The 20,563-nt window shown below is 70.1% G+C and carries 18 protein-coding genes and 1 tRNA gene; 9 read left to right on the top strand and 10 right to left on the bottom strand.

Annotation, left to right across the window (positions count from 1 at the left end; translation table 11 throughout):
- Positions 1 to 6: 6 nt before the first annotated feature.
- Genes IEW13_RS11695 through IEW13_RS11685 form a run of 3 tightly spaced genes read left to right on the top strand, consistent with a single transcriptional unit; the run spans position 7 to position 2,008 of the window.
- Entirely contained in the window at positions 7 to 1,185 is a 1,179-nt protein-coding gene (locus IEW13_RS11695; RefSeq protein ID WP_188551104.1) for a class E sortase, read from the top strand.
- A gap of 1 nt (position 1,186) precedes the next feature.
- Positions 1,187 to 1,357: a hypothetical protein gene (locus IEW13_RS11690; RefSeq protein WP_188551103.1), complete on the top strand. Its 171-nt coding sequence runs from the start codon at positions 1,187 to 1,189 to the stop codon at positions 1,355 to 1,357.
- The gene (locus IEW13_RS11685) at positions 1,358 to 2,008 is read left to right on the top strand and encodes an anthranilate synthase component II (protein WP_188551102.1); all 651 of its coding nucleotides are present in this window, start codon (positions 1,358 to 1,360) and stop codon (positions 2,006 to 2,008) included.
- A gap of 67 nt (positions 2,009 to 2,075) precedes the next feature.
- On the opposite strand, the gene pknB is transcribed toward IEW13_RS11685, so the two are convergent.
- Genes pknB through IEW13_RS11650 form a run of 7 tightly spaced genes read right to left on the bottom strand, consistent with a single transcriptional unit; the run spans position 2,076 to position 11,474 of the window.
- Entirely contained in the window at positions 2,076 to 3,944 is a 1,869-nt protein-coding gene (pknB, locus tag IEW13_RS11680) for a Stk1 family PASTA domain-containing Ser/Thr kinase (protein ID WP_188551101.1), read from the bottom strand.
- Positions 3,944 to 5,545, bottom strand: a complete 1,602-nt coding sequence (locus tag IEW13_RS11675; protein WP_229745114.1) for a serine/threonine-protein kinase — start codon at positions 5,543 to 5,545, stop codon at positions 3,944 to 3,946. The genes pknB and IEW13_RS11675 overlap by 1 nt, the downstream gene beginning before the upstream one ends.
- Before the next feature lie 5 nt (positions 5,546 to 5,550).
- Complete coding sequence (locus IEW13_RS11670) at positions 5,551 to 7,026, bottom strand: peptidoglycan D,D-transpeptidase FtsI family protein (RefSeq protein ID WP_188551099.1); 1,476 nt, start codon at positions 7,024 to 7,026, stop codon at positions 5,551 to 5,553.
- Positions 7,023 to 8,576 carry an FtsW/RodA/SpoVE family cell cycle protein gene (locus IEW13_RS11665; RefSeq protein ID WP_188551098.1) on the bottom strand — a complete coding sequence of 518 codons (1,554 nt, stop codon included), beginning with the start codon at positions 8,574 to 8,576 and terminating at the stop codon, positions 7,023 to 7,025. The genes IEW13_RS11670 and IEW13_RS11665 overlap by 4 nt, the downstream gene beginning before the upstream one ends.
- Entirely contained in the window at positions 8,576 to 10,108 is a 1,533-nt protein-coding gene (locus IEW13_RS17470) for a PP2C family protein-serine/threonine phosphatase (protein WP_229745113.1), read from the bottom strand. Before IEW13_RS17470 ends, IEW13_RS11665 begins: the two co-directional genes overlap by 1 nt.
- Entirely contained in the window at positions 10,105 to 10,599 is a 495-nt protein-coding gene (locus IEW13_RS11655) for an FHA domain-containing protein FhaB/FipA (protein WP_188551097.1), read from the bottom strand. Before IEW13_RS11655 ends, IEW13_RS17470 begins: the two co-directional genes overlap by 4 nt.
- The gene (locus tag IEW13_RS11650; RefSeq protein ID WP_188551096.1) at positions 10,596 to 11,474 is read right to left on the bottom strand and encodes a DUF3662 and FHA domain-containing protein; all 879 of its coding nucleotides are present in this window, start codon (positions 11,472 to 11,474) and stop codon (positions 10,596 to 10,598) included. The genes IEW13_RS11655 and IEW13_RS11650 overlap by 4 nt, the downstream gene beginning before the upstream one ends.
- A gap of 458 nt (positions 11,475 to 11,932) precedes the next feature.
- Here IEW13_RS11650 and IEW13_RS11645 point away from each other — a divergent pair.
- The 3 genes from IEW13_RS11645 to IEW13_RS11635 all read left to right on the top strand — a co-directional run bounded on the left by IEW13_RS11645 (position 11,933) and on the right by IEW13_RS11635 (position 13,570).
- Positions 11,933 to 12,016: transfer RNA gene (locus tag IEW13_RS11645), tRNA-Leu, on the top strand.
- A gap of 435 nt (positions 12,017 to 12,451) precedes the next feature.
- Complete coding sequence (locus IEW13_RS11640; protein WP_229745112.1) at positions 12,452 to 12,877, top strand: winged helix-turn-helix domain-containing protein; 426 nt, start codon at positions 12,452 to 12,454, stop codon at positions 12,875 to 12,877.
- A 285-nt stretch (positions 12,878 to 13,162) separates the two neighbouring features.
- A complete protein-coding gene (locus IEW13_RS11635; protein ID WP_188551095.1) occupies positions 13,163 to 13,570 on the top strand; it encodes a DUF2510 domain-containing protein in 408 nt (135 codons plus the stop codon).
- Positions 13,571 to 13,615: 45 nt separating this feature from the next.
- Here IEW13_RS11635 and IEW13_RS11630 read toward each other — a convergent pair whose 3' ends face one another.
- Both IEW13_RS11630 and IEW13_RS11625 read right to left on the bottom strand, forming a co-directional pair.
- A complete protein-coding gene (locus IEW13_RS11630) occupies positions 13,616 to 14,158 on the bottom strand; it encodes a DUF1697 domain-containing protein (RefSeq protein WP_188551094.1) in 543 nt (180 codons plus the stop codon).
- A 145-nt stretch (positions 14,159 to 14,303) separates the two neighbouring features.
- The gene (locus tag IEW13_RS11625; RefSeq protein ID WP_188551093.1) at positions 14,304 to 14,987 is read right to left on the bottom strand and encodes a TetR/AcrR family transcriptional regulator; all 684 of its coding nucleotides are present in this window, start codon (positions 14,985 to 14,987) and stop codon (positions 14,304 to 14,306) included.
- A gap of 135 nt (positions 14,988 to 15,122) precedes the next feature.
- Here IEW13_RS11625 and IEW13_RS11620 point away from each other — a divergent pair, with 135 nt between their 5' ends.
- Positions 15,123 to 16,091 (top strand): NAD-dependent epimerase/dehydratase family protein, encoded by a 969-nt coding sequence (locus IEW13_RS11620; RefSeq protein WP_188551092.1) that lies wholly within the window; start codon positions 15,123 to 15,125, stop codon positions 16,089 to 16,091.
- Between the two features lie 251 nt (positions 16,092 to 16,342).
- Positions 16,343 to 17,716, top strand: coding sequence for an NAD(P)/FAD-dependent oxidoreductase (locus IEW13_RS11615; RefSeq protein WP_188551091.1), 1,374 nt, complete (start codon positions 16,343 to 16,345; stop codon positions 17,714 to 17,716).
- A 3-nt stretch (positions 17,717 to 17,719) separates the two neighbouring features.
- Here the strand turns inward: IEW13_RS11615 and IEW13_RS11610 are convergent, their stop codons facing one another.
- A complete protein-coding gene (locus tag IEW13_RS11610; RefSeq protein ID WP_188551090.1) occupies positions 17,720 to 18,262 on the bottom strand; it encodes an arsenate-mycothiol transferase ArsC in 543 nt (180 codons plus the stop codon).
- A gap of 442 nt (positions 18,263 to 18,704) precedes the next feature.
- Here IEW13_RS11610 and IEW13_RS11605 point away from each other — a divergent pair, with 442 nt between their 5' ends.
- Positions 18,705 to 20,399, top strand: a complete 1,695-nt coding sequence (locus IEW13_RS11605; protein WP_188551089.1) for an alanine/glycine:cation symporter family protein — start codon at positions 18,705 to 18,707, stop codon at positions 20,397 to 20,399.
- The last annotated feature ends 164 nt before the right edge of the window (positions 20,400 to 20,563 follow it).

Raw genomic sequence — 20,563 nt, 5'->3', positions numbered from 1 at the left:
AGGCACATGAACGTCCCCTCGGATCAGCCGCTGACGCGCCGCGAGCGCCGTGAGCGGGAACGCGCCGCCGAGCAGGCCGCTGCGGCGCGCCAGGCCGGAGGGCCGGGCCAGAGTCGTGCCCAGGATGGTCCCGCCGGTCCCGCCCCGGCGTACGGTTCTGCCGCCGCGCCCGGGATCCCGGGGAACGGGGGAGCGAACGGCACCCGCCGGCCCCTGGTGAAACCGGCGGCACGCGAGGGATCGACCGCCCAGCACAGTGCCGCATCCCGATCCGCCGGCTCCTACGCCGCCAGCGGGCCGGTCACCGAGCCGATGCGCTTCAGCGCCGAGCCGGGCCCGGACACCGCGCCGGTGCGCCGGACGAGTGAAAGCGCCCCCGCGGCAGCTGCCGCCGGTTCGGGAACCGGGAACGGCGGGAAGAACCGCGGGAAGAAGGGAGCCGCGGCACCCCAGCGGCAACCGCTGGGGCCGGTGCGTGCCACGGTGCGCACCTTCGGCGAGCTGTGCATCACCGCGGGCCTCATCCTGATCCTCTTCGTGGTCTGGCAGCTGTGGTGGACCGACATCGACGCCAACCGCGACAACCGGCAGCTGGCGCAGGAACTGACCCAGGAGTGGGACCGCGACGCCGACCGTCCCCCGGCCGATCCGGACACCCCGTTCGTGGCCGAGCCGGTGGCGGAGAACTCCGCGTTCGGGCTGATGTACGTGCCCCGCTTCGGAGACGACTACTTCCGCACCATCGCCGAGGGCGTCTCGATGGAACCCGTGCTCAACCGGATGGGCGTGGGCCGGTACCCGACCTCGGCGATGCCCGGAGAGGTGGGGAACTTCGCGGTGGCCGGCCACCGGGTGACCTACGGCAAACCGCTCAATCTCATCGCCGAGCTGCGGCCCGGCGATGAGATCGTGGTGCAGACCGCCGACGGCTTCTACACCTACACCTTCCGCAACTTCGACATCGTCCTGCCCGACGAGGTGGAGGTCCTGGCGCCGGTGCCGGGCATGCCCGACTACCAGGGCAAGGACCGCATCATGACGCTCACCGCCTGCAACCCGATGTTCTCCGCGCGGGAGCGGTACATCGCCTATGCCGAGCTGACGGACTGGCGGCCGGCTGAGGACGGGCCGCCGGAGAGCATCGCCGACAGCGCCGCCTACGCGCAGAACCACGGGGAGGGATAGGATGTACGGACTCATCTGGCGTGCCATCCCCGGCCACTGGACCTTCAAGCTGCTGGTCTGCCTGATCCTGATCGCCGCAGCGGTATACGCGCTCATGCAGTACGTGTTCCCGGAGATCGCGCCCTATATGCCTTTCAACGACGCCACTCTGGACGAGGAGCCCACCGGTTAAATGACCCGCATCCTGGTCATCGACAACTACGACAGCTTCGTCTATACGCTGGTCGGTTACCTGCGGGAACTCGGCGCCGCCGTGGACGTGATCCGCAACGACGACATTCCCGCCGAAAGCATCCCCGAGGAACTGAGCGGATACGACGGGGTGCTGCTCTCACCGGGGCCGGGAGTCCCGGCGAAGGCCGGTATCTGCCCGGACGTGATCCGTTACGCCGCCGAGGCGTCCCTGCCGCTGCTGGGCGTCTGCCTGGGCCATCAGGCGCTGGGTGAGGTCTTCGGCGCGACGGTCTCCCATTCGCCCGTGCTCATGCACGGGAAGACCTCCCTGGTGGAGCATCGGGACATCGGGATCTTCGCTGGCTGCCGGAACCCGCTCACCGCGACCCGCTATCACTCGCTCGCGGTGGAGGACGACACCGTCGACGAATCCGTCTTCGAGGTGACCGCGCGCACGGAGGACGGCATCGTGATGGCGATGCACCACCGCCAGGCGCCCCTGCACGGCGTGCAGTTCCACCCCGAGTCCGTCATGACCCAGGACGGCTACCTCATGCTGGGCAACTGGCTGGAGATCGCCGGGCTGCGCGGGGCCGCGGACGCCGCCCGTGGCCGCAGCCCCCTCTCCCGCGCCGACCTCAGCCGCTGACCCCGTACTTCCGGGAGCGCGGGCCGGACAGGTCGTGTCACTGACCGGGTGCTGAGATCGCCGGGTGCTACTGATCCCAGTTGAAGATGTCGTCCCAGTCGCGCGGTCCGCGGTTGCCGCCTCCCTCGCCGCCGCCGTTGTTCCCGTTGTCGTTGTCCTCCGTCGGGGACGGCTCCGGCTCCGGGGGCTCCACGGCGATCTCCAGGGTGATGGTGGCGCCCTGCTCCACGGTCTCGCCGCCGCTGGTGCTCTGCGAGACCACGGTCCCCGGATCGTGCTCGTCCGTCTCCACGTCTTCCGTGCGGCAGCCGAGCTGGTAGTCGTCGCCCTCCAGGATGCCGCAGGCCTCATCGGCGCTGGCGGCGCCGGTCACATCGGGAACCTCGACGCGGCCGGTGGAGAGCACCAGGTCGACCGTGCTGCCACGGCGGACCTCGCGATCGGCCTCCGGTCTGGTCTCGATCACGTCCCCGGCGCGCACATCGGGGGAGTTCTCCTCGATGTTCGAGCCCGGTTCCAGTCCGGCCTGCTCCAGCAGCTGGCGGGCACGGGACTCCGTCTCACCGGACACGTCAGGCACTGCGATGACATCGGGGCCGGTGGAGACGAAGACGGTCACGGTGGACCCGACGTCCACCAGCGTGCCGGCGGCCGGATCGGTGCGGGTGACCAGGCCCTCGTCGATCTCGTCGCTGGGCTCCTCGTCCTGCGCGACCTCCAAGCCGAGTTCCTGCAGGTACGCCTGCGCATCGGCTGGATCGCGGCGTTCCAGGTCGACAATCTCCACCTGCTCCGGCGGACGCTCCCGGGAGAGCTCGTAGACGAACCAGCCCAGCGCGCCGAGCGCGAGCAGCAGCAGGATCGTGCCGAAGATCCACCATCCCTTGCGGGACTTCTCCTTCTCCTCCAGCTCCTCCTCGTCCTCCGGCGGACGGCCCATCACCTGCTCGAAATTGCCGGTGTCGGTCCCGGGCTCCGCCGCGGCCATGGCCTGCGTGGGGGCGCCGATGGCGGCCGGAGCCAGCCGGGTCGCCTGCGTCATCGCCTGGGTGGCGTCGTCGTCGGGGGAGTCGATGCTCAGCGGCCTGCCGTCGCGGGCGGCCAGGGCGTCTTCCCGGAAGGTGTGCGCGTTCTGGTAGCGGCGGTCGCGGTCCTTGTCGAGCGCGTGCAGCACGAGTCGGTCCACTGCCGCCGGGATATCCGGGACGTGCGCCGACGGCGGCACGGGCGTCTCGCCGACGTGCTGGTACGCCACCGCGAGGGGCGAATCCCCGAGGAAGGGCGGGCGCCCGGTGAGCAGCTCGTACAGCAGGCAGGCGGTGGAGTACAGGTCGGTGCGGGCGTCGACGACCTCGCCGCGGGCCTGCTCGGGGGAGAGGTACTGGGCCGTGCCCACCACGGCGGAGGTCTGGGTGACGCTGCTGTTGTCGGCGATCGCCCGCGCGATCCCGAAGTCCATCACCTTCACGTCGCCCTCAGGGGTGAGCATGACGTTGGCGGGCTTGATGTCCCGGTGGACGATGCCTTGATCGTGGCTGTGCCGCAGCGGCGCGAGCACGCCGGCGATCACGTCGAGCGATTCCTGCACCGTCAGGTGGCCGTGCTCCTGCAGCACCTCGCGCAGGGTCTTGCCCTCGACGTACTCCATGACGATGTAGGGCACGTGCACCACGGCACCGCCGGAGTCGTACACCTGTTCCTCACCGGAGTCGTACACCGCCACGGCGGAGGGGTGGTTGAGGCTTGCCGCCGCCTGTGCCTCACGGCGCAGGCGCTCGTGGAACGACGGGTCGCGGGCCAGATCGGAGCGCAGCAGCTTGATCGCCACCCGGCGGCCGAGCCTGGTGTCGACCCCCTCGTGGACCTCGGCCATACCGCCGCGGCCCAGAAGCCGGTGCACCTCATAGCGCCCGGCGAGCGTACGGATTGCGTCCATCAGCGTGCTTCTCCTTCGCCCCCGCCCAGGCCGGCGTCGTCATCGTTCCCGTTGTCGCCCGCGGGCTCCGTGGTGGGCTCCGGCGACGGCGTCGTGGGCTGCGTGGTGGGCGGTGTCGTGGGCTGCGTGGTGGGGGGCGTCGTCGGTTCCGGCGTGGGCTCCTCGGTCGGCTCGGGTGCCTCCGTCTGCGCCGGGCCCGTGGAGACCTCGATCGTGATCTGGTCGCCCTCCTGGAAGACGTACCCGTTGTTGCCGGCGCGGACCCCGGTCACGAGGCCGGCCCGGGCGTCGTCCTCGACCTCGACGACGTTGACCACGAGCCCCAGGTTCTCCAGGCTGCTGGTCGCGGAGGACTCGGTCAGGCCGATGTAGTCGTCCGGGTCGATCTCGACCTCGGCGGGCGTCGTCTCGACCGTCTCCGGAGCCGTAGGCTCCTCCTCCGGGTCGCCGCCGGCGAAGAACGCGAAGTAGACCAGCGTGCCGATCAGGCCCAGCACCAGCAGCACGGCGATGACGATCGCGGCGATCTTCCCGCCGCGCCCCTTCTGCTCATCCTCCTCGGCCAGGTCCCCGTCCGGGTCGTCGTACATGTCGGAGGCCTGGTACATGCCGGTGGCCGGCACTCCGTAAGCGGGCGTGTTGGTGCCCATCCGCTGGGTCGCGGCGCCGGCCGCGTAGGCCTGCGTCGGCTGCACCTGGGTCGCCTCATCGCCGCGGAAGGCGCGGGTGACGGCGTCGCGGGCCTCCCAGCCGGGGGACATCTGCGGGACGGCGGTCTCGGCGGCGGCGGTGTCGCCGCGGCGCAAGGCGGCAGCGGCATCGGCGAGGGCCTTCGCCGTGGCCGGCCGGCTGGCCGGGCGCTTCTGCAGCAGGCAGTCCACCAGCCGGCGCACCGGCTCCGGCACGCTTTCCGGCAGCGGCGGGTGCTTCTCGTTCACCTGCGCCATCGCGATGGCGATCTGGGAGTCGCCCTGGAACGGCCGCGAACCGGCCAGCGCCTCGTAGGCGATGACGCCGAGGGCGTACATATCGGACGCCGGCGTGGAGGGTTTGCCGGTGGCCTGCTCCGGCGCCAGGTACTGCGCCGTGCCCATGACCTGGCCGGTCTTGGTCAGCGGAGCCTGGTCGGCCATCCGCGCGATCCCGAAATCGGTGAGCTTGGCGACGCCCTCCGGCGTGACCAGGATGTTGCCGGGCTTGACGTCGCGGTGCACGACGCCGGCCTGGTGGGCCGCGTAGAGCGCCGTGGAGCACTGCGCGATCAGGTCGAGCGTGCGGTCCACGCCCAGCGTCCCCTCGCGCTCCATCAGCGCGGAGAGGGGCTCACCCGGGACGAACTCCATCACGAGGTACGGCGACTGGTCCTCCTCGCCGTAGTCGTACACGCTGGCGATGCCCGGATGCGTCACCGAGCCCATGGTGCGCGCCTCCGCGCGGAACCGCTCCAGGAAGCTGGGCTCGCCCAGGTACTCCTCCTTCAGGATCTTCGCGGCCACCGGACGGCCCAGGACGTCGTCCTTGCCCTTCCAGACCTCGCCCATCCCGCCGATCGCGATGCGCTCGGTCAGCGTGTAGCGGTTGCCGAGTCGTGTCCCTGGCATCGGCCTCATGAGTTCACCATCGCTTCGATCATCGCTTTCGCTATCGGGCCGGCCACGCGGCCTCCCGAGGCTTCACTTCCGGCGTCTCCGCCGCTCTCCACCACCACGGCCACCGCGATCTGCGGATCGTCCGCGGGTGCGAACGCCGTGAACCAGGCGTGCGGCGCCGCGCCCTGCGCGTGCTGCGCCGATCCGGTCTTGCCCGCCACGTCGACCCCGGGGATCTGCGCGGCGGTACCGGTGCCGCTCTCCACCACGGTGGTCATCATCTCGGTCAGCTGCTGGGCGGTCTCGGGGCTCACGGCCCGGGACATCTCCCGCGGCGAAGGATCGCTGATGACGTCCAAGGACGTCGAATCCACCACCGAGGACACCAGGTTCGGCTGCATCACGACGCCGTCGTTGGCGATCCCTGCGGCGACCATCGCCATCTGCATCGGGGTGGCCCGCACCTCGTACTGCCCGATGGAGCTCTGCGCCAGCTGGGGGGCGTTCAGCTCGTCCGGGAACGAGGAGGCGGTCACCCGCAGCGGCATCGTGAAACCCTCGTCGAAGCCGAACGCCTCGGCCTGCTCCCGCAGCGCCTGATCGCCGAGCTCCATGCCCATCGCGGCGAAGGAGGTGTTGCAGGAGACCATGAGCGAATGCTGCAGGGTGGCGCGGCCGCCGCTGCCGCAGACCGCCCCGCCGGCGTTCCTGATGGTCGCCGTGGTCAGCGGCAGTTCCAGGGTCGTGGGGGCGTCCAGTTCCGTCTCCGGGGTGTACTGCCCGCTCTCCAGGGCGGCCGCCGCGGTGATCAGCTTGAAGGTCGAGCCGGGCGGGTACAGGTTGCCGCCGATGGCGCGGTTGTACAGCGGACGGGACTCGGCTCCCAGCAGCTCCTGGTACGCCTGGGTGGCCGTGTCGTGGCTGTGGGAGGCCAGGCTGTTGGGGTCGAAGCCCGGGGTGGAGACCATCGCCAGCACCTCGCCGGTGCGCGGGTCCAGCGCGACGGCGGCGCCGCGCTGCCCGCCCATGCCGTTCCATGCCGCTTCCTGGACCGCGGGGTTGATCGTGGTCTGCACGGCCGCACCGGGCGGTTCCTGCCCGGTGAGGTAGTGCGTCAGGTTCCGGTAGAACATGGCGTCATCGGTGCCGGCGAGCATCGAGTTCTCCGCCTGCTCCAGCCCGGAGGGGCCGTAGACCACGGAGAAGAAGCCGGTCACGGCCGAGTACATGGCGGGGTCCACGCCGTCGCCGCCGTAAACGCGCTGGTAGTCGTAGGTGCTGCTCTCGGAGGGCATCGAGGAGGCGACGACGCGCCCGTCGGCGAGCAGGATGGGGCCGCGTTCGCGGCCGAGCTCCTGCTGCAGGGTCCGCGAGTTGAGCGGGTTGTCCCGCAGGCTCTGCGCGCTGAAGTACTGCACGTAGGAGGTGGAGCCGAACAGCAGCGCGAACATCACGAGGGCCACGAGGGCGAGGTGGCGTAGCGGCTTGTTCATGCCTGCCCCCTTTCGCGCGGATCGGATCCTTCGGGGCCGGGGACCTCCTGGACGATCACGGTGGCGTCCTCGCCGGCCGGGGTCTGCCCGGTCCCGGTGTGGCCGGCCTGCTCCTCACGGCGCCGCCGGCGGGGAGAGGGCTCTTCCTCGGTCTCCTGTCGGACGGTGCCCAGCACGCCGGTGTGGAACTCCTCCTGCGGCCTGCGGGCGTTGTCCGAGATGCGCAGCAGCAGGCCGATGATGATCCAGTTGGCCACCAGGGACGAACCGCCGGCGGCGAGGAACGGCGTGGTCAGGCCCGTGAGCGGGATCAGCCGGGTGACGCCGCCGACCACGATGAAGCACTGCAGGGCGATGGTGAAGCTGATGCCGGCGGCGAACAGCTTGCCGAAGCCGTCGCGCACCAGCATTGCGGTCTTCAGGCCGCGGGCCATCAGCAGCACGTACAGCATGAGGATGGCGAACAGCCCGATCAGGCCGAGTTCCTCGCCCAGGGAGGCGATGATGAAGTCGGACTCGCTGTAGGGCACGATATCGGGGCGGCCGCGGCCCAGGCCGGTGCCGATCAGGCCGCCGTTGGCCATCCCGAACAGGCCCTGGACGAGCTGGTAGGAGCCGCCGATCTCGCGGTTGTACATCTCCGGGTCCAGGGCATGGAGCCAGCCGTCGATCCGTTGCTGCACGTGGGAGAACGCCTGCGCGGCCAGCAGCGCGCCGCCGGTGAAGAACACCGCGCCGAGCAGGATCCAGGTGCGTTTGGCGGTGGCGACGTAGAGCACGGCGACGAACAGGCCGAAGATCAGCAGCGAGGTGCCCAGGTCGCGCTGGAAGACGAGGATGCCGACGCTGGCGATCCAGGCGATGACGATCGGTCCCAGGTCCCGCAGCCGCGGCCACTGGATGCCGAGGAACTTCGGCCCGGCCAGGACGATGCTGTCGCGGTACGCCACGAAGTACCCGGCGAAGAAGATCGCGAGCAGGATCTTGGCGATCTCGGCAGGCTGGAAGGACATGCCGAACAGCCGGATCCAGATGCGGGCGCCGTTGATCGTCACGCCCAGTCCGGGTAGCAGGGGCAGCAGGAGCAGCAGGAACGCCGCCAGGCCGGCGGTGTAGGTGTACCGGCGGAGGACGCGGTGATCGCGGAGGGCTATGAGCACGCCGATGGCGAGCGCCACGCCGAGGGTCATCCAGATCAGCTGGCTCCCAGCGGCACCGCCGCCGTCCTCGAGGCGGCCCTTGGCGATGTCGATGCGGTAGATCATCGCCAGGCCGAGGCCGTTGAGCAGGGTCACGATGGGCAGCAGCGTCTGATCGGCGTACCGGGCACGCCACTGCACGACGGCGTGCGCGGCCAGGCCGAGTGCCAGGAGCCAACCGCCGTACTGGTAGACGTTCGCCGGGATCTCGTTCTGCGCGCCCAGGCCCACCAGGGCGTAGGCGACGACGGAGGCGAGTACCGCCAGGAGGATCAGCAGCAGTTCCAGCAGGCGGTACCGGACCCGGCGCGGGGCCCCGTAGTGGACGGCTGCAGGTGCGGGGGCGGACATCAGCGCAGCACCTCCCCCGGGTGCGTGCGGGCGGCGGGCAGGCCCTGCGCATCCTCCTCGGCGCCCGCGCCGCCGTCCGGCTCGTTCTCGGTGGGTTCGGCCGTCTGCTCCCCGGGACCGTCGGCGCCGTCCGTGCCGTCCTCGCGCAGACGTGGGCTCAGCGACTCCTCCTGGCCGCCGGAGTTGGCTGTGGCCTCCTCGCGGAACTCGTCGATGAGCGCTTCGGCCTGCGCCCGGGTGTCCCGCTGGATGCCGCTCTCGACCCGCTGCCGGGTGAACTGGGAGAGGTCCTCCAGCTGAACGTCGCTGACCTCTTCCAGGGTGCCCAGCGAGATGGGGCCGAGGTCCTGGTTGATGCCGCGGAACAGCGCCACGGATCCCTGTTCGGCTCCGACGTAGTACCTGGACTGCGTGTGGTTCCACCCCCACCAGCCGGCGGTGACGACCAGCAGCAGGACCAGGACGCCGATGATCCAGGCGGCCAGGCGCCCCCGGCGCGGCTGCTCGTCCTCTTCGTCGCCCCAGTCCTCGGGGAGCTGGTGGCGCCGGCGGCGGCGTTCCCGGCGGGTCGGCTCGGTCTCCTGGGTGGGGGCGTCGTCGGCGTCCGTGCCGGCGCCCTTCCCGGTCTCGCCGGGGGCGAGTTCGGAGGTGACGGCCTCCACGTCGATGGCCTCGGTCGGGAGGTTCTCCGTCCCGGGGGCGCCGGTGGCGTAGTGGGGATTGATCTGCACCGATCCCACCGCCTGGCCGCTGGCGGCGTCCAGGCTGCTGGGCGGTCCGTCGACCACATCGCCGATGGCGACCGTGATGTTGTCCGCGCCGCCGCCTTCCAGGGCCAGTTCCACCAGCTGATCGGCGCAGGCGCCCGGGTCCTCGATCTCGGCGAGGGTGGCTTTGATGTCGGCGAAGGAGGCGAAGCCGCTCAGGCCGTCGGAGCACAGCAGCCAGCGGTCGCCTATCTGCGCCTCGCGCATGGACAGGTCGAGGTCGGGCGCGGATCCGACATCGCCGAGGACGCGCATGACGACCGATCGCTGCGGGTGGTGCTCGGCCTCCTCTTCGGTGATGCGTCCCTCGTCGACGAGGAGCTGCACGAAGGTGTGGTCGTGGGAGACGAGGGTGAGCTCCCCGTCCCGGAGGAGGTAGGCGCGGGAGTCGCCGATGTGCGCCAGCGCGAAGCGGTCGCCGGTGCGCAGCAGTGCCGTGGTGGTGGTACCCATGCCGGCCAGTTCGGGGTGCGAGCGGACCCGCTCGGCCATGGCCTCGTTGGCCTCCATGATGGCCGCTTCGAGGGTGCTCAGCACATCGGGCCCGTGATCCGGCCGGTCCAGGTGCTCGAGCTTTGCGACCGCGATGGCGGAGGCGACATCGCCGCCGGCGTGACCGCCCATGCCGTCGGCGATCAGCAGGAAATTCGGTCCGGCGTAGCCCGAGTCCTGGTTGTTGGAGCGGATGAGGCCGGTGTGGGACCGCGCCGCCGACCGGAGATGGACCTGCCGGCCGGACCGCTCCGCCTGAGCGTCTGGGGTCACGGTGCCAGCTCCATCACCGTGTGCCCGATGGTGATCCTGGTGCCCACGCGCAGGCGGACCGGTGCCGTGATGCGCTCACCGTCGACAAGGGTGCCGTTGGTGGAGCCTGCGTCCTCGATCCACCAGCCGCCCTCGCCGGGGACGATGCGGGCGTGCCGGCCGGAGGCGAAGTCGTCGGACAGGACCAGGGTGGAGGAATGGCTGCGGCCGATGGTGATAGGCGTGCCGCTCAGCGGGACAGTGGTGCCGGCGAGGGAGCCCTGCACCACGCGCAGGTGCCGAGGCGTGGCAGCGATCTCTTCGGGACGGGGGATGGGGCCGGCCTCGTAGCTGGGCTGTGGCATGGGCTTCGCGGGGCGGGTGGCGCGGCGCCCGGTCTGCGCCCGCGCGCCGAACAGGTCGCGCCGGAGCACTGCGGCGACCGCGAAGACGAAGATCCACATCAGGACGAACAGGCCCAGCCGGAGTGCCGCGATCGTGAGTTCGCTCATCCGCGGGCCCCCGGATCGTGGTACTGGATGCTCACCGAGCCCGCGGTGAGGACGTCGCCGTCCTTGAGGACGACGCTGCTGATCCTGCGCCCGCCGAGTTTGGTGCCGTTCGTCGAACCGAGGTCGGTGGCGATGGCGCGGTCGCCGTCGACCGTGATTTCGAAGTGCCGCCGGGAACATCCGGAGTCGGCCAGGATGATGTCTGCGCTGGCCTCGGAGCGGCCGAAGACGGTGCTGCCGGAACGCAGCGGATGGAATTGGCTGCCGATGTAGACCCCGCGTGCGCTGGCGGTCCGCGGGGTGGCATGCGCGGCAGGCGGGGCGCCGTCGTACTGGCGCGGCCGGCGGGGGACGCCCAGGGACCCCGGCGGCGGGGCATGGGGGCTGCTGGCTCCCGGCGGCTGATGGCTGGTGCGTGGCACGGGGTCGGGAACAACCGGATTCGCGCGGGACTGAGGGTCGTAGCCGCCACGGTCCTGGGGCTGGGCGGCGGAGGAGCCGTCGGGGCGCTTGGTCGTCGACCGGACCCGGAACATGCCGGTGTCCAGGTCGGAGGCCTTCTCGAAGACCACCGTCACGGGCCCGACGAAGCTGTAACCCTGACTGGCGGCATGTTCGCCCACGACCTGCCGCAGGTCGACGCTGAGTTCCTGCTCCAGGTCGGAAAGCCGCTCCAGATCGGATTCGGAGAGTTCCACCGTGTAGGCGTTGGCGGTGAGCGTGCGGCCCCGGGAGACTACGGCCGCCCGGTTGTCGGCTTCGCGGCGCAGGGCGCTGGCGATCTCTACCGGCTGCACCTCCGAGCGGAAGGCTTTGGCGAAGGCACCGTTGACGACGCGCTCGATTCCTCGTTCGAAACGGTCGAGGACTCCCACGGGCGCCTCCTTTCCGGTGCTCGCTGACGCTGATCGGGCTTCAGCATGCCGGCCCGGCGCGGTGGTGGCACCGTGCACGTCATGCGGTCGTTCGGCTTGCGGGCCCCGCCGGCCCCGAGGCTGCCGTCACGGCGGGCCCGGGAGGCCTGGGCCCCTGGAGCGGTCAACTCCTCATGCTACTGCCCAAACACAAGATCATCACTTCTTGGCGGCTGTGGGGCAACTGGGACGGGTCTGCGCGGGGAGTCTGCCCGGTCTCTGGGGCCACGCGTGAGGCGGCGGGTCTGCCCGTGCCGGATCTGAGATCGCCTTCGCCCGTGGGGCCGCCCCGGTGACGCATTGTCCTGCAGAACGCTTGCAGGGCGGAAAGCGAACGCCTGCAGGCGCGGAAAACTGCCTCTCACGGAGCCGATTGGTGCCGGATGCGGATTGTTGCTAGAGTAGCGGTCGCTCCACTTGCGCGAGTGGCGGAATTGGTAGACGCGCTGGCTTCAGGTGCCAGTGCCTTCACGGGCGTGGGGGTTCAAGTCCCCCCTCGCGCACTTGTCCCGGGCGAAGGCCCCGGTGCCGGATCTGATCGATCCGGCACCGGGGCCTTCGTCGTTCCCGCTCCCATGACCCGTCGACGGGCGGGTCATGAGGAGTCCGTCGGTCATCGAGTCCGTCGGTCGGGCATGAGCTTAGCGGCGGCTCCCTATCGCCTCCGGGGAGCGGAGGCCGCTCTCCCGTTGGTAAGCACTGAGGCATCGGCTTCGGCTAGCCGAACAGCAGTGTCAACTTATCTCTCGGTTAGAACGTCTAAATAGAAATACGGCAATGGCCGTACCGGCCGGGCGCTCATCCACACGACTCTGCGTCGCGCGGATGCGCTGCGGAGCACGCTCATCCCGATCAGCACCGTCTTCGCCGAGCACACTGACGCATACATCGCGGGGCTTACCGGGTACCGTGCAAGTCCCCCGGCGATCGATGAGTAGGTGATCGGATTCTCGCAGGCGGCGGAGCAAGCGGGTGGGAAGGCCGTGAAGCTGGCGGGGGACATCGCCGCGCTGGACCGTGAGGTCCGTGACCGGGTCGTAGCCTTCCGCCGCGACCGTGGCCTGAACCCGGCGGTGCCCCGGCGGGATGCTGTCGTGTGGAGAATCCTGGAAACGCTGGCCTCCGATCCGGTTCTCACTGCCAAATCTGTGAGCGAACGTGTCGCGGTGTCGCCGGCTGCGGCGCATCGGGCGTTGACCGAACTGGCGGAAGCGGGGGTCCTCGGCCGTACGAAGGATCAGCGTGGTCGCCTGGTGTGCTGGACGGCGGACCGTCACCTCGCGCTCGTGGCGTTTACGGAACCCGGCCACGACACCCGCGGCGAGGACGCAGCCGCTCACACGCCCGGGTGGGACGCGCATTGACCGACCGAAACCACGGGTCTCGCGCATGAAGTTCCATGATTCCGTCGCTCACTATGATGCCGTGCTGCGATTCTGACGCACACCGGCGTTGCGCTGGCCGGTGTGTCTAGGCTGAGCCTCAGGACGCGTCTATGGAGCTGAAGGGGAACGACGATGGAGCAGTGGGGGAGCCCGCCCGGTCCGGCCGGTTCGCAGGGACCGGGCGGACATGACATACCGATCGGGAGCGAACCCGGTGCGGGGCCCGGCCCCGGGGCGCCGGCACCCGGCTGGTACGACGTGGGCGTGCCCCGGCAACTGCGCTGGTGGGACGGGCAGGCGTGGACCGATCGATGGCAGGTACTCAGGCTCCCGGGCCGTACCTTCCAGCTGGGCGTGGAGGGGAGGTCGCCGGGACGTGCTCAGACCGGTGCCATCGTCGCGACCGTCGTCGCGGGGCTGTGCTTCGCCTTCGTGTTCTTCGGCGCGATCATCTCGTTTCTGAGCCCCACCGGGCTCGGTCCCGGTGCGTCTGCACCCCTCTGGACGCAGGTGAGTGGATACCTGGTCCTGGCCGTGCCGCTCTGCGCCGGGATTCTCTTCGGGTTCCTCGCGGTCGTCCTGTTCCTGGAGTTCCGCGCGGTGCGCATGCATGAACGCGCTCGTAGCTCCGCGCTGCCCGGCCCTCCTGATCCGCGCCGCCGGATGGGGTGAAGCGGAGGCGGCACGCGCCGGCGCGGTCATGGCCGGTCAGGCGGATCAGGCCTTCAGCAGCTTCTCGACGGTGCGCAGGTTGCGGTTGGTCGTCGTCGACCGGTATCTGGCCTTCGCCACGAGCTTGGCCACTGGAGTGTCCGTGCTGCCGCCTTTGGGCGCGCGCCAGTAGATGACGCCGCTGCCGCGGGCGAGGGCGTCCCGTTCCGAGCGCAGGGCCTGGGCCGAGGCATACAGCTCGTCCAGTACCGCCTCATCGGATCCGAAGACGAGGTACGGATGGTGCTCGTCGTCCTGCCGGGAGAAGGGGTAGTCGCCGGCTCGGGACGCGAGTTCGTCCTGCGTGAGGAGAACGATCCACGCCTCGTAGCCGAAGCGCTCACTCAGCGCCTGCTCGATGGTGCGTTTGAGCACGTCCCGGTCATCAGCGGTGGGAGGGGCGCTGGCATCGAAGACGACATTGCCGCTCGCCAGCACGGTGGCGACGGCGCCGAAGCCGAGCTCGCCGAAAAGCGCTCTCAGATCCGCGCTCTTGATCGTGATCCCGCCGACGTTCACGCCGCGCAATAGCGCCACCCACCGCGTCATGGCTCACGACGCTACCAGCACGGTGAGCCTCGGGTAAGCCGCCGGAGAACCCGGTGACCGCTTGATCCAGATCAGGAGGCGCTGGCAGAACGTGAGTGAACGCCGCCGGTCCCCGGTGCGCTCCGCGATGGCCTGGTAGGGCGGTTCAGCGCAGGCCGGCGGCGGTTGCGAGGGCGGCCAGCTGCTCCTCGAACAGTTCCTCCGGCGCGCGGAAGGTGTTCTCGCCGTACTGTCCGAACACCTCGAAGCTGACGGCCCCGAACAGGCCTGTCCAGGCGGTGACGGCGGCGGCGAGGCCGGCAGGCGGGAGTCCGAGGCGGTACTCTCGGGCGATCTCTTCCAGGTCGGCGAGAAGGGCGGGACCGGGTTCCCGTTGCGGTACGTCCAGGGCACCGGCCTGCCATGCTGCGTCGAAGATCCGCACCAGGGCGACGATGACCCTGGTGCCTGGGCCGGTCGTGAGTTCCGCCGGGGCGTGATATCCCGGCACCGGGGTGCCGAAGACGAGCGCGTACCGCGCCGGGTTGGCCAGGGCCCAGTGCCGTACCGCGTGTCCCGCCGCAGCGTACTGCTGCCGTGGATCCGGGGGCTCCGCGATGGCGCTCTCCACGGCCTGGCCCAGCTCCTGGTAGGCATCGACGATCAGCAGGGTCAGGAGTTCGTCGCGGCTGGCGACGTAGCGGTAGACCGCGGAGGAGACCATGCCGAGCCCGCGTGCGATCTCCCGGAGCGACAGCCGCGCGGGACCCACCTCGGCCAGCTGGTCCCGTCCGAGCGCGACGATCTTCTCCAGCGTGCGCGCATGAGCGCGTTCTCGTGCAGTGGCCACGCCCTCAGCGTATCAAAAACCGAGAGCGGTGCTCTTGCTTTTTCGAGACAGTGAGCGCATAGTGAACTTTCGAGAGCAGTGCTCTCGGTATGGGCCGCCACGAGCCCGCACTCGAATCCGAAGGACGCGATTCCCATGACTGAAGCCACCCAGCCCCTCCGGCACGCCGTGCTCGGTGCCGGAGCCATCGGCGCCACCCTGTCCCTCATGCTCGCCGCGCGGGGTCACGAGGTCACCCTCATGACCAGGAGCGGCTCCGGCCCGGAGCACCCCCGGATCAGACGTCTATCCGGGGACGCGTCCTCGGCCGGCGATGTGGAGCGTGCGATCGCCGGTGCTGCTGCCCTGCACTGCTGCGTGCACCCGGGCACGTACTCGGCCGCCGCCTGGCGGCGCGAGACCCCGCCGGTGCAGGCGGCGGTGCTCGCCGCTGCCGGCCGCGCGGGCATTCCCGTCGTCTTCACCGAGAGCCTGTACAGCATGGATCGCGGCGAGCAGCCGTTCACCGAACCCGACGGCGTGCCGGCACTACCGGAGGCGGGGCTGAGCCGGAAGGGAATGGTGCGGCGTCACCTGATCGAGGAGCGGATGGAGGCCAGGACCCGGGTCGTCAGCATGGTCGCCTCGGATTACTTCGGGCCGCATGCGCTGCAGAACGCCCACGCCGGGGAGCGCATGATGCTCCCCGCCATACAGGGCGGAACGGCGCGGCCCATCGGCTCGGCCGACCTGCCGCACTCGTTCACCTATCTGCCGGACCTCGCCGCGGCGATGATCCGCGCGGCGGAGATGCCCGAGGCCAGCGGCGTCCTGTTCGCTCCCACCGGCCCGCCGGTGACGCAGCGGGAGCTCATCGCCGCCTATTGCCGGGCAGCCGGCACTGAGATGCCCCGCCTGGCGCCCCTGCCCTCATGGGCCATGCGCGCGGGCCGGTTCGTGCCGCCCCTGGGCGAGTTCGCCGAAATGCTCTACCAGTGGGAGAACCCCTACGTCATGGACTCCTCCCGGACCGAGGGGCTCTTGGGTCTGCGTCCGACCCCCTTGCTCCAGGCGGTGGAGGAGACGGTGGCGTGGTGGCGCGAACGCCTCCAGGACGCCGCGTAGAACGCGGTTCTACGCTCTGCCGCTCTGCCGGGGTGCCGGGGGTGCCGGGCCGTCGGGGTGCCGGCCACATGCAGGCGGAGAGGGACAGGGTATCTTGCCGCACTTTCATGCCACCCGGAAGGGACGTGAGGAGGCATCCGCCCCGGCCGGCGCACCCCTGCCACGGGGCGCCGGGGACGAGGCGCTAGCCTGATCCCGAAGAGTGTGAGAGGCAGCTCACACCGGGCGCCCGTGGCACGAGGAGCAGCACGATGATCAATGGCGAGGTCTCCCACTGGTGGCGGCAGATCGGCGTACCGGAGTCCCGGCCCTCCCTGCCGGGCTCCACGAGCGCTGATGTCACCATCGTCGGCGGGGGCTACACCGGCCTGTGGACCGCCTACTACCTGAAGAAAGCGGCCCCGGAGAAACGCATCGTCGTCGTAGAGCAGCGCTTCGCCGGTTACGGCGCCTCCGGCCGGAACGGAGGCTGGCTGACCAACTCCATCACTGGAGGCCGGGAGCAGTTCGCCGCCAGTCACGGCCGTGCCGAGGCCGAACGTTTCCAGCGGGCCATGAACGACACCGTCGACGAGGTGATCCGCGTGGCCGGCGAAGAGGGCATCGACGCGGACATCCGCAAGGGCGGCGAGCTGAACGTCGCCTACACGCCCGCGCAGGAGTCCCGCCTGAAGGAGTTCGCCGCCGCGGAACGCGGCTGGCGGAGCACCGATGCGGAACTGCTGGACGCCGCCGCGGCCACAGCCCGGGTGCGGGTCGAGGGAGTCCGCGCCGCCCTCTGGCATCCGCACGCCGCGCGCATCCACCCGGCCAAGCTGGCGCGAGGCCTGGCAGAGGCCGCCGAACGCGCCGGGGTGGAGATCTACGAGGGCACCCGTGCCCTCGAGATCCAGCCGCACCTGGTGCGCACCGGGCACGGAGACATCGACTCCGGCTACATCGTCCGCGCCACCGAGGGCTTTACCGCGCAGCTCAAGGGCCTGCGGCGCGCCTGGCTCCCGATGAACTCCTCCATGATCGTGACGGAGCCGCTACCGGCGTGGATGTGGGAGCAGATCGGCTGGGAGGGGCGGGAGGTGCTCGGCGATCTGGCGCACGTGTACATGTACGCTCAGCGCACCGCCGACGACCGGATCGCCTTCGGCGGCAGGGGAGTGCCGTACAAGTACGGTTCGCGCACCGACCTGGATGGACGGACGCCCGAGTCCACGGTCCGGCAGCTCGGCGCGCTGCTTCACCGGTTCTTCCCGTGCACCTCGACGGCGAAGATCGATCACGTGTGGTCCGGCGTGCTCGGCGTACCACGCGACTGGACGGCCACCGTCGGCCTGGACCACCGGACGCGGATCGCCTGGGCCGGCGGCTACGTGGGCACGGGCGTGAGTACGACGAACCTCGCCGGCCGCACCATCGCCGACCTCATCACCGGCACGGACAGCGAACTGATCACGCTTCCCTGGGTGGACCGCCGGGTGCGGAAATGGGAACCGGAACCGCTGCGCTGGCTCGCCACGCACGGACTCTACAAGGCCTACGGGATCGCCGATGCGAGCGAGATCGCAGGACGCGAGCGCACCTCGCCCCTGGCCCGGGTCGCCGATGTCATCACTGGACGGGCCCACTGAGCGTCACCGGGCGGCACTGAGCCCGCCGCCTCCCAGCAGGCGCGCGGCGAGATCCTTCACCCGCGCGTGGATGTCGTCCCGGATGAGCTCCATGCGCTCGCGGCCCTCGACGCCGCGCAGGCTCGGCTCGTCCGTCTCCCATCGCTCCACGGTCACGCCCTCGGGAGGCTCCACCTGCGCCTCGGACCCCAGGACCACCACATGGCCGAGTGCCCGCATGCGCTCGGCGGTCAGCTGTGAAGGGCGTTCCGCGGTGATGTCCACACCCATCTCGCTGAGCACTTCCGCCGAGAGCGCGTTGAGGGCGCTCCCCGGCGCGGTGCCCGCGGAATCCACGCGAACCGCCTCTGCGGCCCCGGCCGCGGCGAGCTCGTGCCGCATGAGCCCGGCCGCCATCTGGGATTTGCCGCCGTTGCGCACGCAGACGAAGAGCACCCCCGGGTTATCAGCGGACCTGGCCGCAGGAGCGATCTCCTCCTCGGCGGCACGCACGGGCTGACCGGACGTTCCTTTGTCCGGATGAGCCGGATCAGTCTGAGCGGTCATCTCGGGACACTCCTTCACGTTTTCCGTGCCGGCGGTCCGCGGGGCCGATCCACCGGTGTTCGCTGCGTTCGGCAGCAGACGTGCCGGGCCGTCGTCGCCGATGCGGTTCCGGCGTGCTTTCGGGCCGGCGGCCCGCTGTGATCCTATCGTCACGCCAGCGGCGGGCAATGGCCGATTTCCTGCCTCTGCGGACAAGTGTCCTTGATGCGGCGCCTGCTGCGATTTCGCCCCGGAGATGCAGTGCCATAGCACAATTCCTGCGCCTGTGCCGGGCGACCATTTCGACGGCGCTAAACCACCTGGTGAGAGGCGCATTTCCCGCCCAAACCGTCTGGCTGGACGGTTTGACGTGGGAAAACGCTTTGCTAGGGTCTAGTGTTTGTGGCGCGCCCGGCCTGTGCGTACGCCACTACTGTCCGCTATGTCAACGGTGCCGCATTTCATGACCTCGCATGAACGCGTCCATCTGTCCCAACTACAACTGAATGCGGGTGAGGCTCCACCGAGCAGCCCCACTCTGGACGAGAGAGTCGACAATCTCTTCGCGCCGATCGCCGATCGGCTCTCCGCCATCGTCTTCTTCGAAATCCCCCTCGGCCCCATCGGAATCCCCGTCGTCGTCATCTGGCTGATGGCGGCAGCGATCTTCTTCACTGCCTGGCTCAAGTGGCAGCCGCTCAGAGGGCTCAAGCACTCCCTCGACGTCATCCGCGGCAAGCGCAGCGCCAAGACCGACCCTGGCCAGGTGTCCTCCTTCCAGGCGCTCGCCACGGAACTCTCCGGCACGGTCGGCCTGGGCAACATCGCCGGCGTGGCCGTCGCCATCAGCCTCGGCGGTCCGGGCGCGGCGCTGTGGATCGTGATCTTCGGCTTCTTCGCCATGACGCTGAAGATGGCCGAGGCGACCCTCGGGGTGAAGTACCGGACGATCGACAAGAAGGGCGTCGTGTCCGGCGGCCCCATGTATTACCTGCGTGACGGCCTGAAGGAACTCGGCTGGCCCAAGCTCGGCCTCGGCCTGGCCATTTGCTACGCCGTCTTCACCGCCATCGGCGCCGTCGGGGCGGGCAATCTGTTCCAGGCGAACCAGGTGGCCGCGGCCGTCGTGAACGCCACCGGCGGCGAGGACAGCTTCTTCGCCGGGCAGCTGTGGATCCTCGGTCTCATGATGGCCGTGCTCACCGCGGTCGTCGTGCTGGGCGGCATCACCTCCATCGCCCGCTGGACCTCCAAGGTCACTCCGCTGATGGCCGTGCTCTACCTGGTGAGCACCGTCGTCATCATCCTGCTGCACGTCACCGAGCTGCCCGCCGCGGTGGCCACCATCTTCCAGAGTGCGTTCACCGGCGAGGGAGTCGCCGGCGGCGCGGTAGGCGTGGCGATCATCGGCATCCAGCGTGCGCTGTTCTCCAACGGCGGCGGCCTGGGCACCGCCGGTATGGCCCACGCGGCGGTCAAGACCAAGCATCCCGGCACCGAGGGTTACACGGCGCTGTGGGAGCCGCTGATCGACTCGATCATCATCTGCACCCTGACCGCCCTGGCCATCACCGTGACCGGCGCCTACCAGATGGAGACGGAGGACGGCAGCACCGCCGAGGGCGTGGCCATCACGCAGTCGGCCTTCGCCTCCGTCGCCGACTGGTACCCGTACCTGCTCACCGCCTGCATCGTGCTGTTCGGCGTCTCCACGCTGTTCAGCTACGGCTACTACGGGCAGAAGTCGATCGGCTTCCTGTTCGGCGGATCCAAGATCGCGGAGAAGGGCTACCAGATCTTCTGGGTGCTCGCCGTGATCGTGGGCGCCTCGGTGTCCCTGGACTCTGTGATCGCCTTCTCCGATGCGGTGTTCTTCCTGATGGTGCTGCCCAATCTGCTCGGCATGTACTTCCTGGCGAGAGTGCTCAGGCTGGAGATCCTCCGGCACCAGACCCGCACCGAGGTCGGCACGCTGGGCGAGATCCCCGACGACCTTCAGGTGGGCATGACCGGCAGCCACGACCCCACCCCGGAGCAGGTGGAGGCCGCGAAGGCGCGCGAGCAGCGCCGCAAGCGGAAGCTGGGGAAGGTCAGGGCAGGGTTCCGCCGCGCCCGGGCCGAGCGCGAGGACGAGACCGGAGACTCCGAGCCGGTCTGAGTTCCGCGGCCGCCCCGCGGCACCCGCGGCCGCACCCGGGTAACCGGGCAGGCTCGGCTTCCGGATACACGAAGGGACCCGCGGTGATCTGCACCGATCACCACGGGTCCCTTCGTGTCCTGCCGACGGTCCTGTGGCGCCTGCACGCTGCGCGTGCGCACCCG

The organism is Sediminivirga luteola, assembly GCF_014639315.1.
In the GTDB taxonomy this organism is placed as follows: Bacteria; Actinomycetota; Actinomycetes; order Actinomycetales; family Brevibacteriaceae; genus Sediminivirga; species Sediminivirga luteola.
Note: the sequence above shows the minus strand (reverse complement) of the source record. Positions and strands in the feature narration are given on the sequence as shown.

Bases quoted from the DNA above. Each gene is read 5' to 3' on its own strand.
- IEW13_RS11695 (WP_188551104.1), top strand. From the start codon at position 7: ATGAACGTCCCCTCGGATCAGCCGCTGACGCGCCGCGAGCGCCGTGAG.
- IEW13_RS11690 (WP_188551103.1), top strand. From the start codon at position 1,187: ATGTACGGACTCATCTGGCGTGCCATCCCCGGCCACTGGACCTTCAAG.
- IEW13_RS11685 (WP_188551102.1), top strand. From the start codon at position 1,358: ATGACCCGCATCCTGGTCATCGACAACTACGACAGCTTCGTCTATACG.
- pknB (WP_188551101.1), bottom strand. From the start codon at position 3,944: ATGGACGCAATCCGTACGCTCGCCGGGCGCTATGAGGTGCACCGGCTT.
- IEW13_RS11675 (WP_229745114.1), bottom strand. From the start codon at position 5,545: ATGCCAGGGACACGACTCGGCAACCGCTACACGCTGACCGAGCGCATC.
- IEW13_RS11670 (WP_188551099.1), bottom strand. From the start codon at position 7,026: ATGAACAAGCCGCTACGCCACCTCGCCCTCGTGGCCCTCGTGATGTTC.
- IEW13_RS11665 (WP_188551098.1), bottom strand. From the start codon at position 8,576: ATGTCCGCCCCCGCACCTGCAGCCGTCCACTACGGGGCCCCGCGCCGG.
- IEW13_RS11655 (WP_188551097.1), bottom strand. From the start codon at position 10,599: ATGAGCGAACTCACGATCGCGGCACTCCGGCTGGGCCTGTTCGTCCTG.
- IEW13_RS11630 (WP_188551094.1), bottom strand. From the start codon at position 14,158: ATGACGCGGTGGGTGGCGCTATTGCGCGGCGTGAACGTCGGCGGGATC.
- IEW13_RS11620 (WP_188551092.1), top strand. From the start codon at position 15,123: ATGACTGAAGCCACCCAGCCCCTCCGGCACGCCGTGCTCGGTGCCGGA.
- IEW13_RS11615 (WP_188551091.1), top strand. From the start codon at position 16,343: ATGATCAATGGCGAGGTCTCCCACTGGTGGCGGCAGATCGGCGTACCG.
- IEW13_RS11610 (WP_188551090.1), bottom strand. From the start codon at position 18,262: ATGACCGCTCAGACTGATCCGGCTCATCCGGACAAAGGAACGTCCGGT.
- IEW13_RS11605 (WP_188551089.1), top strand. From the start codon at position 18,705: ATGACCTCGCATGAACGCGTCCATCTGTCCCAACTACAACTGAATGCG.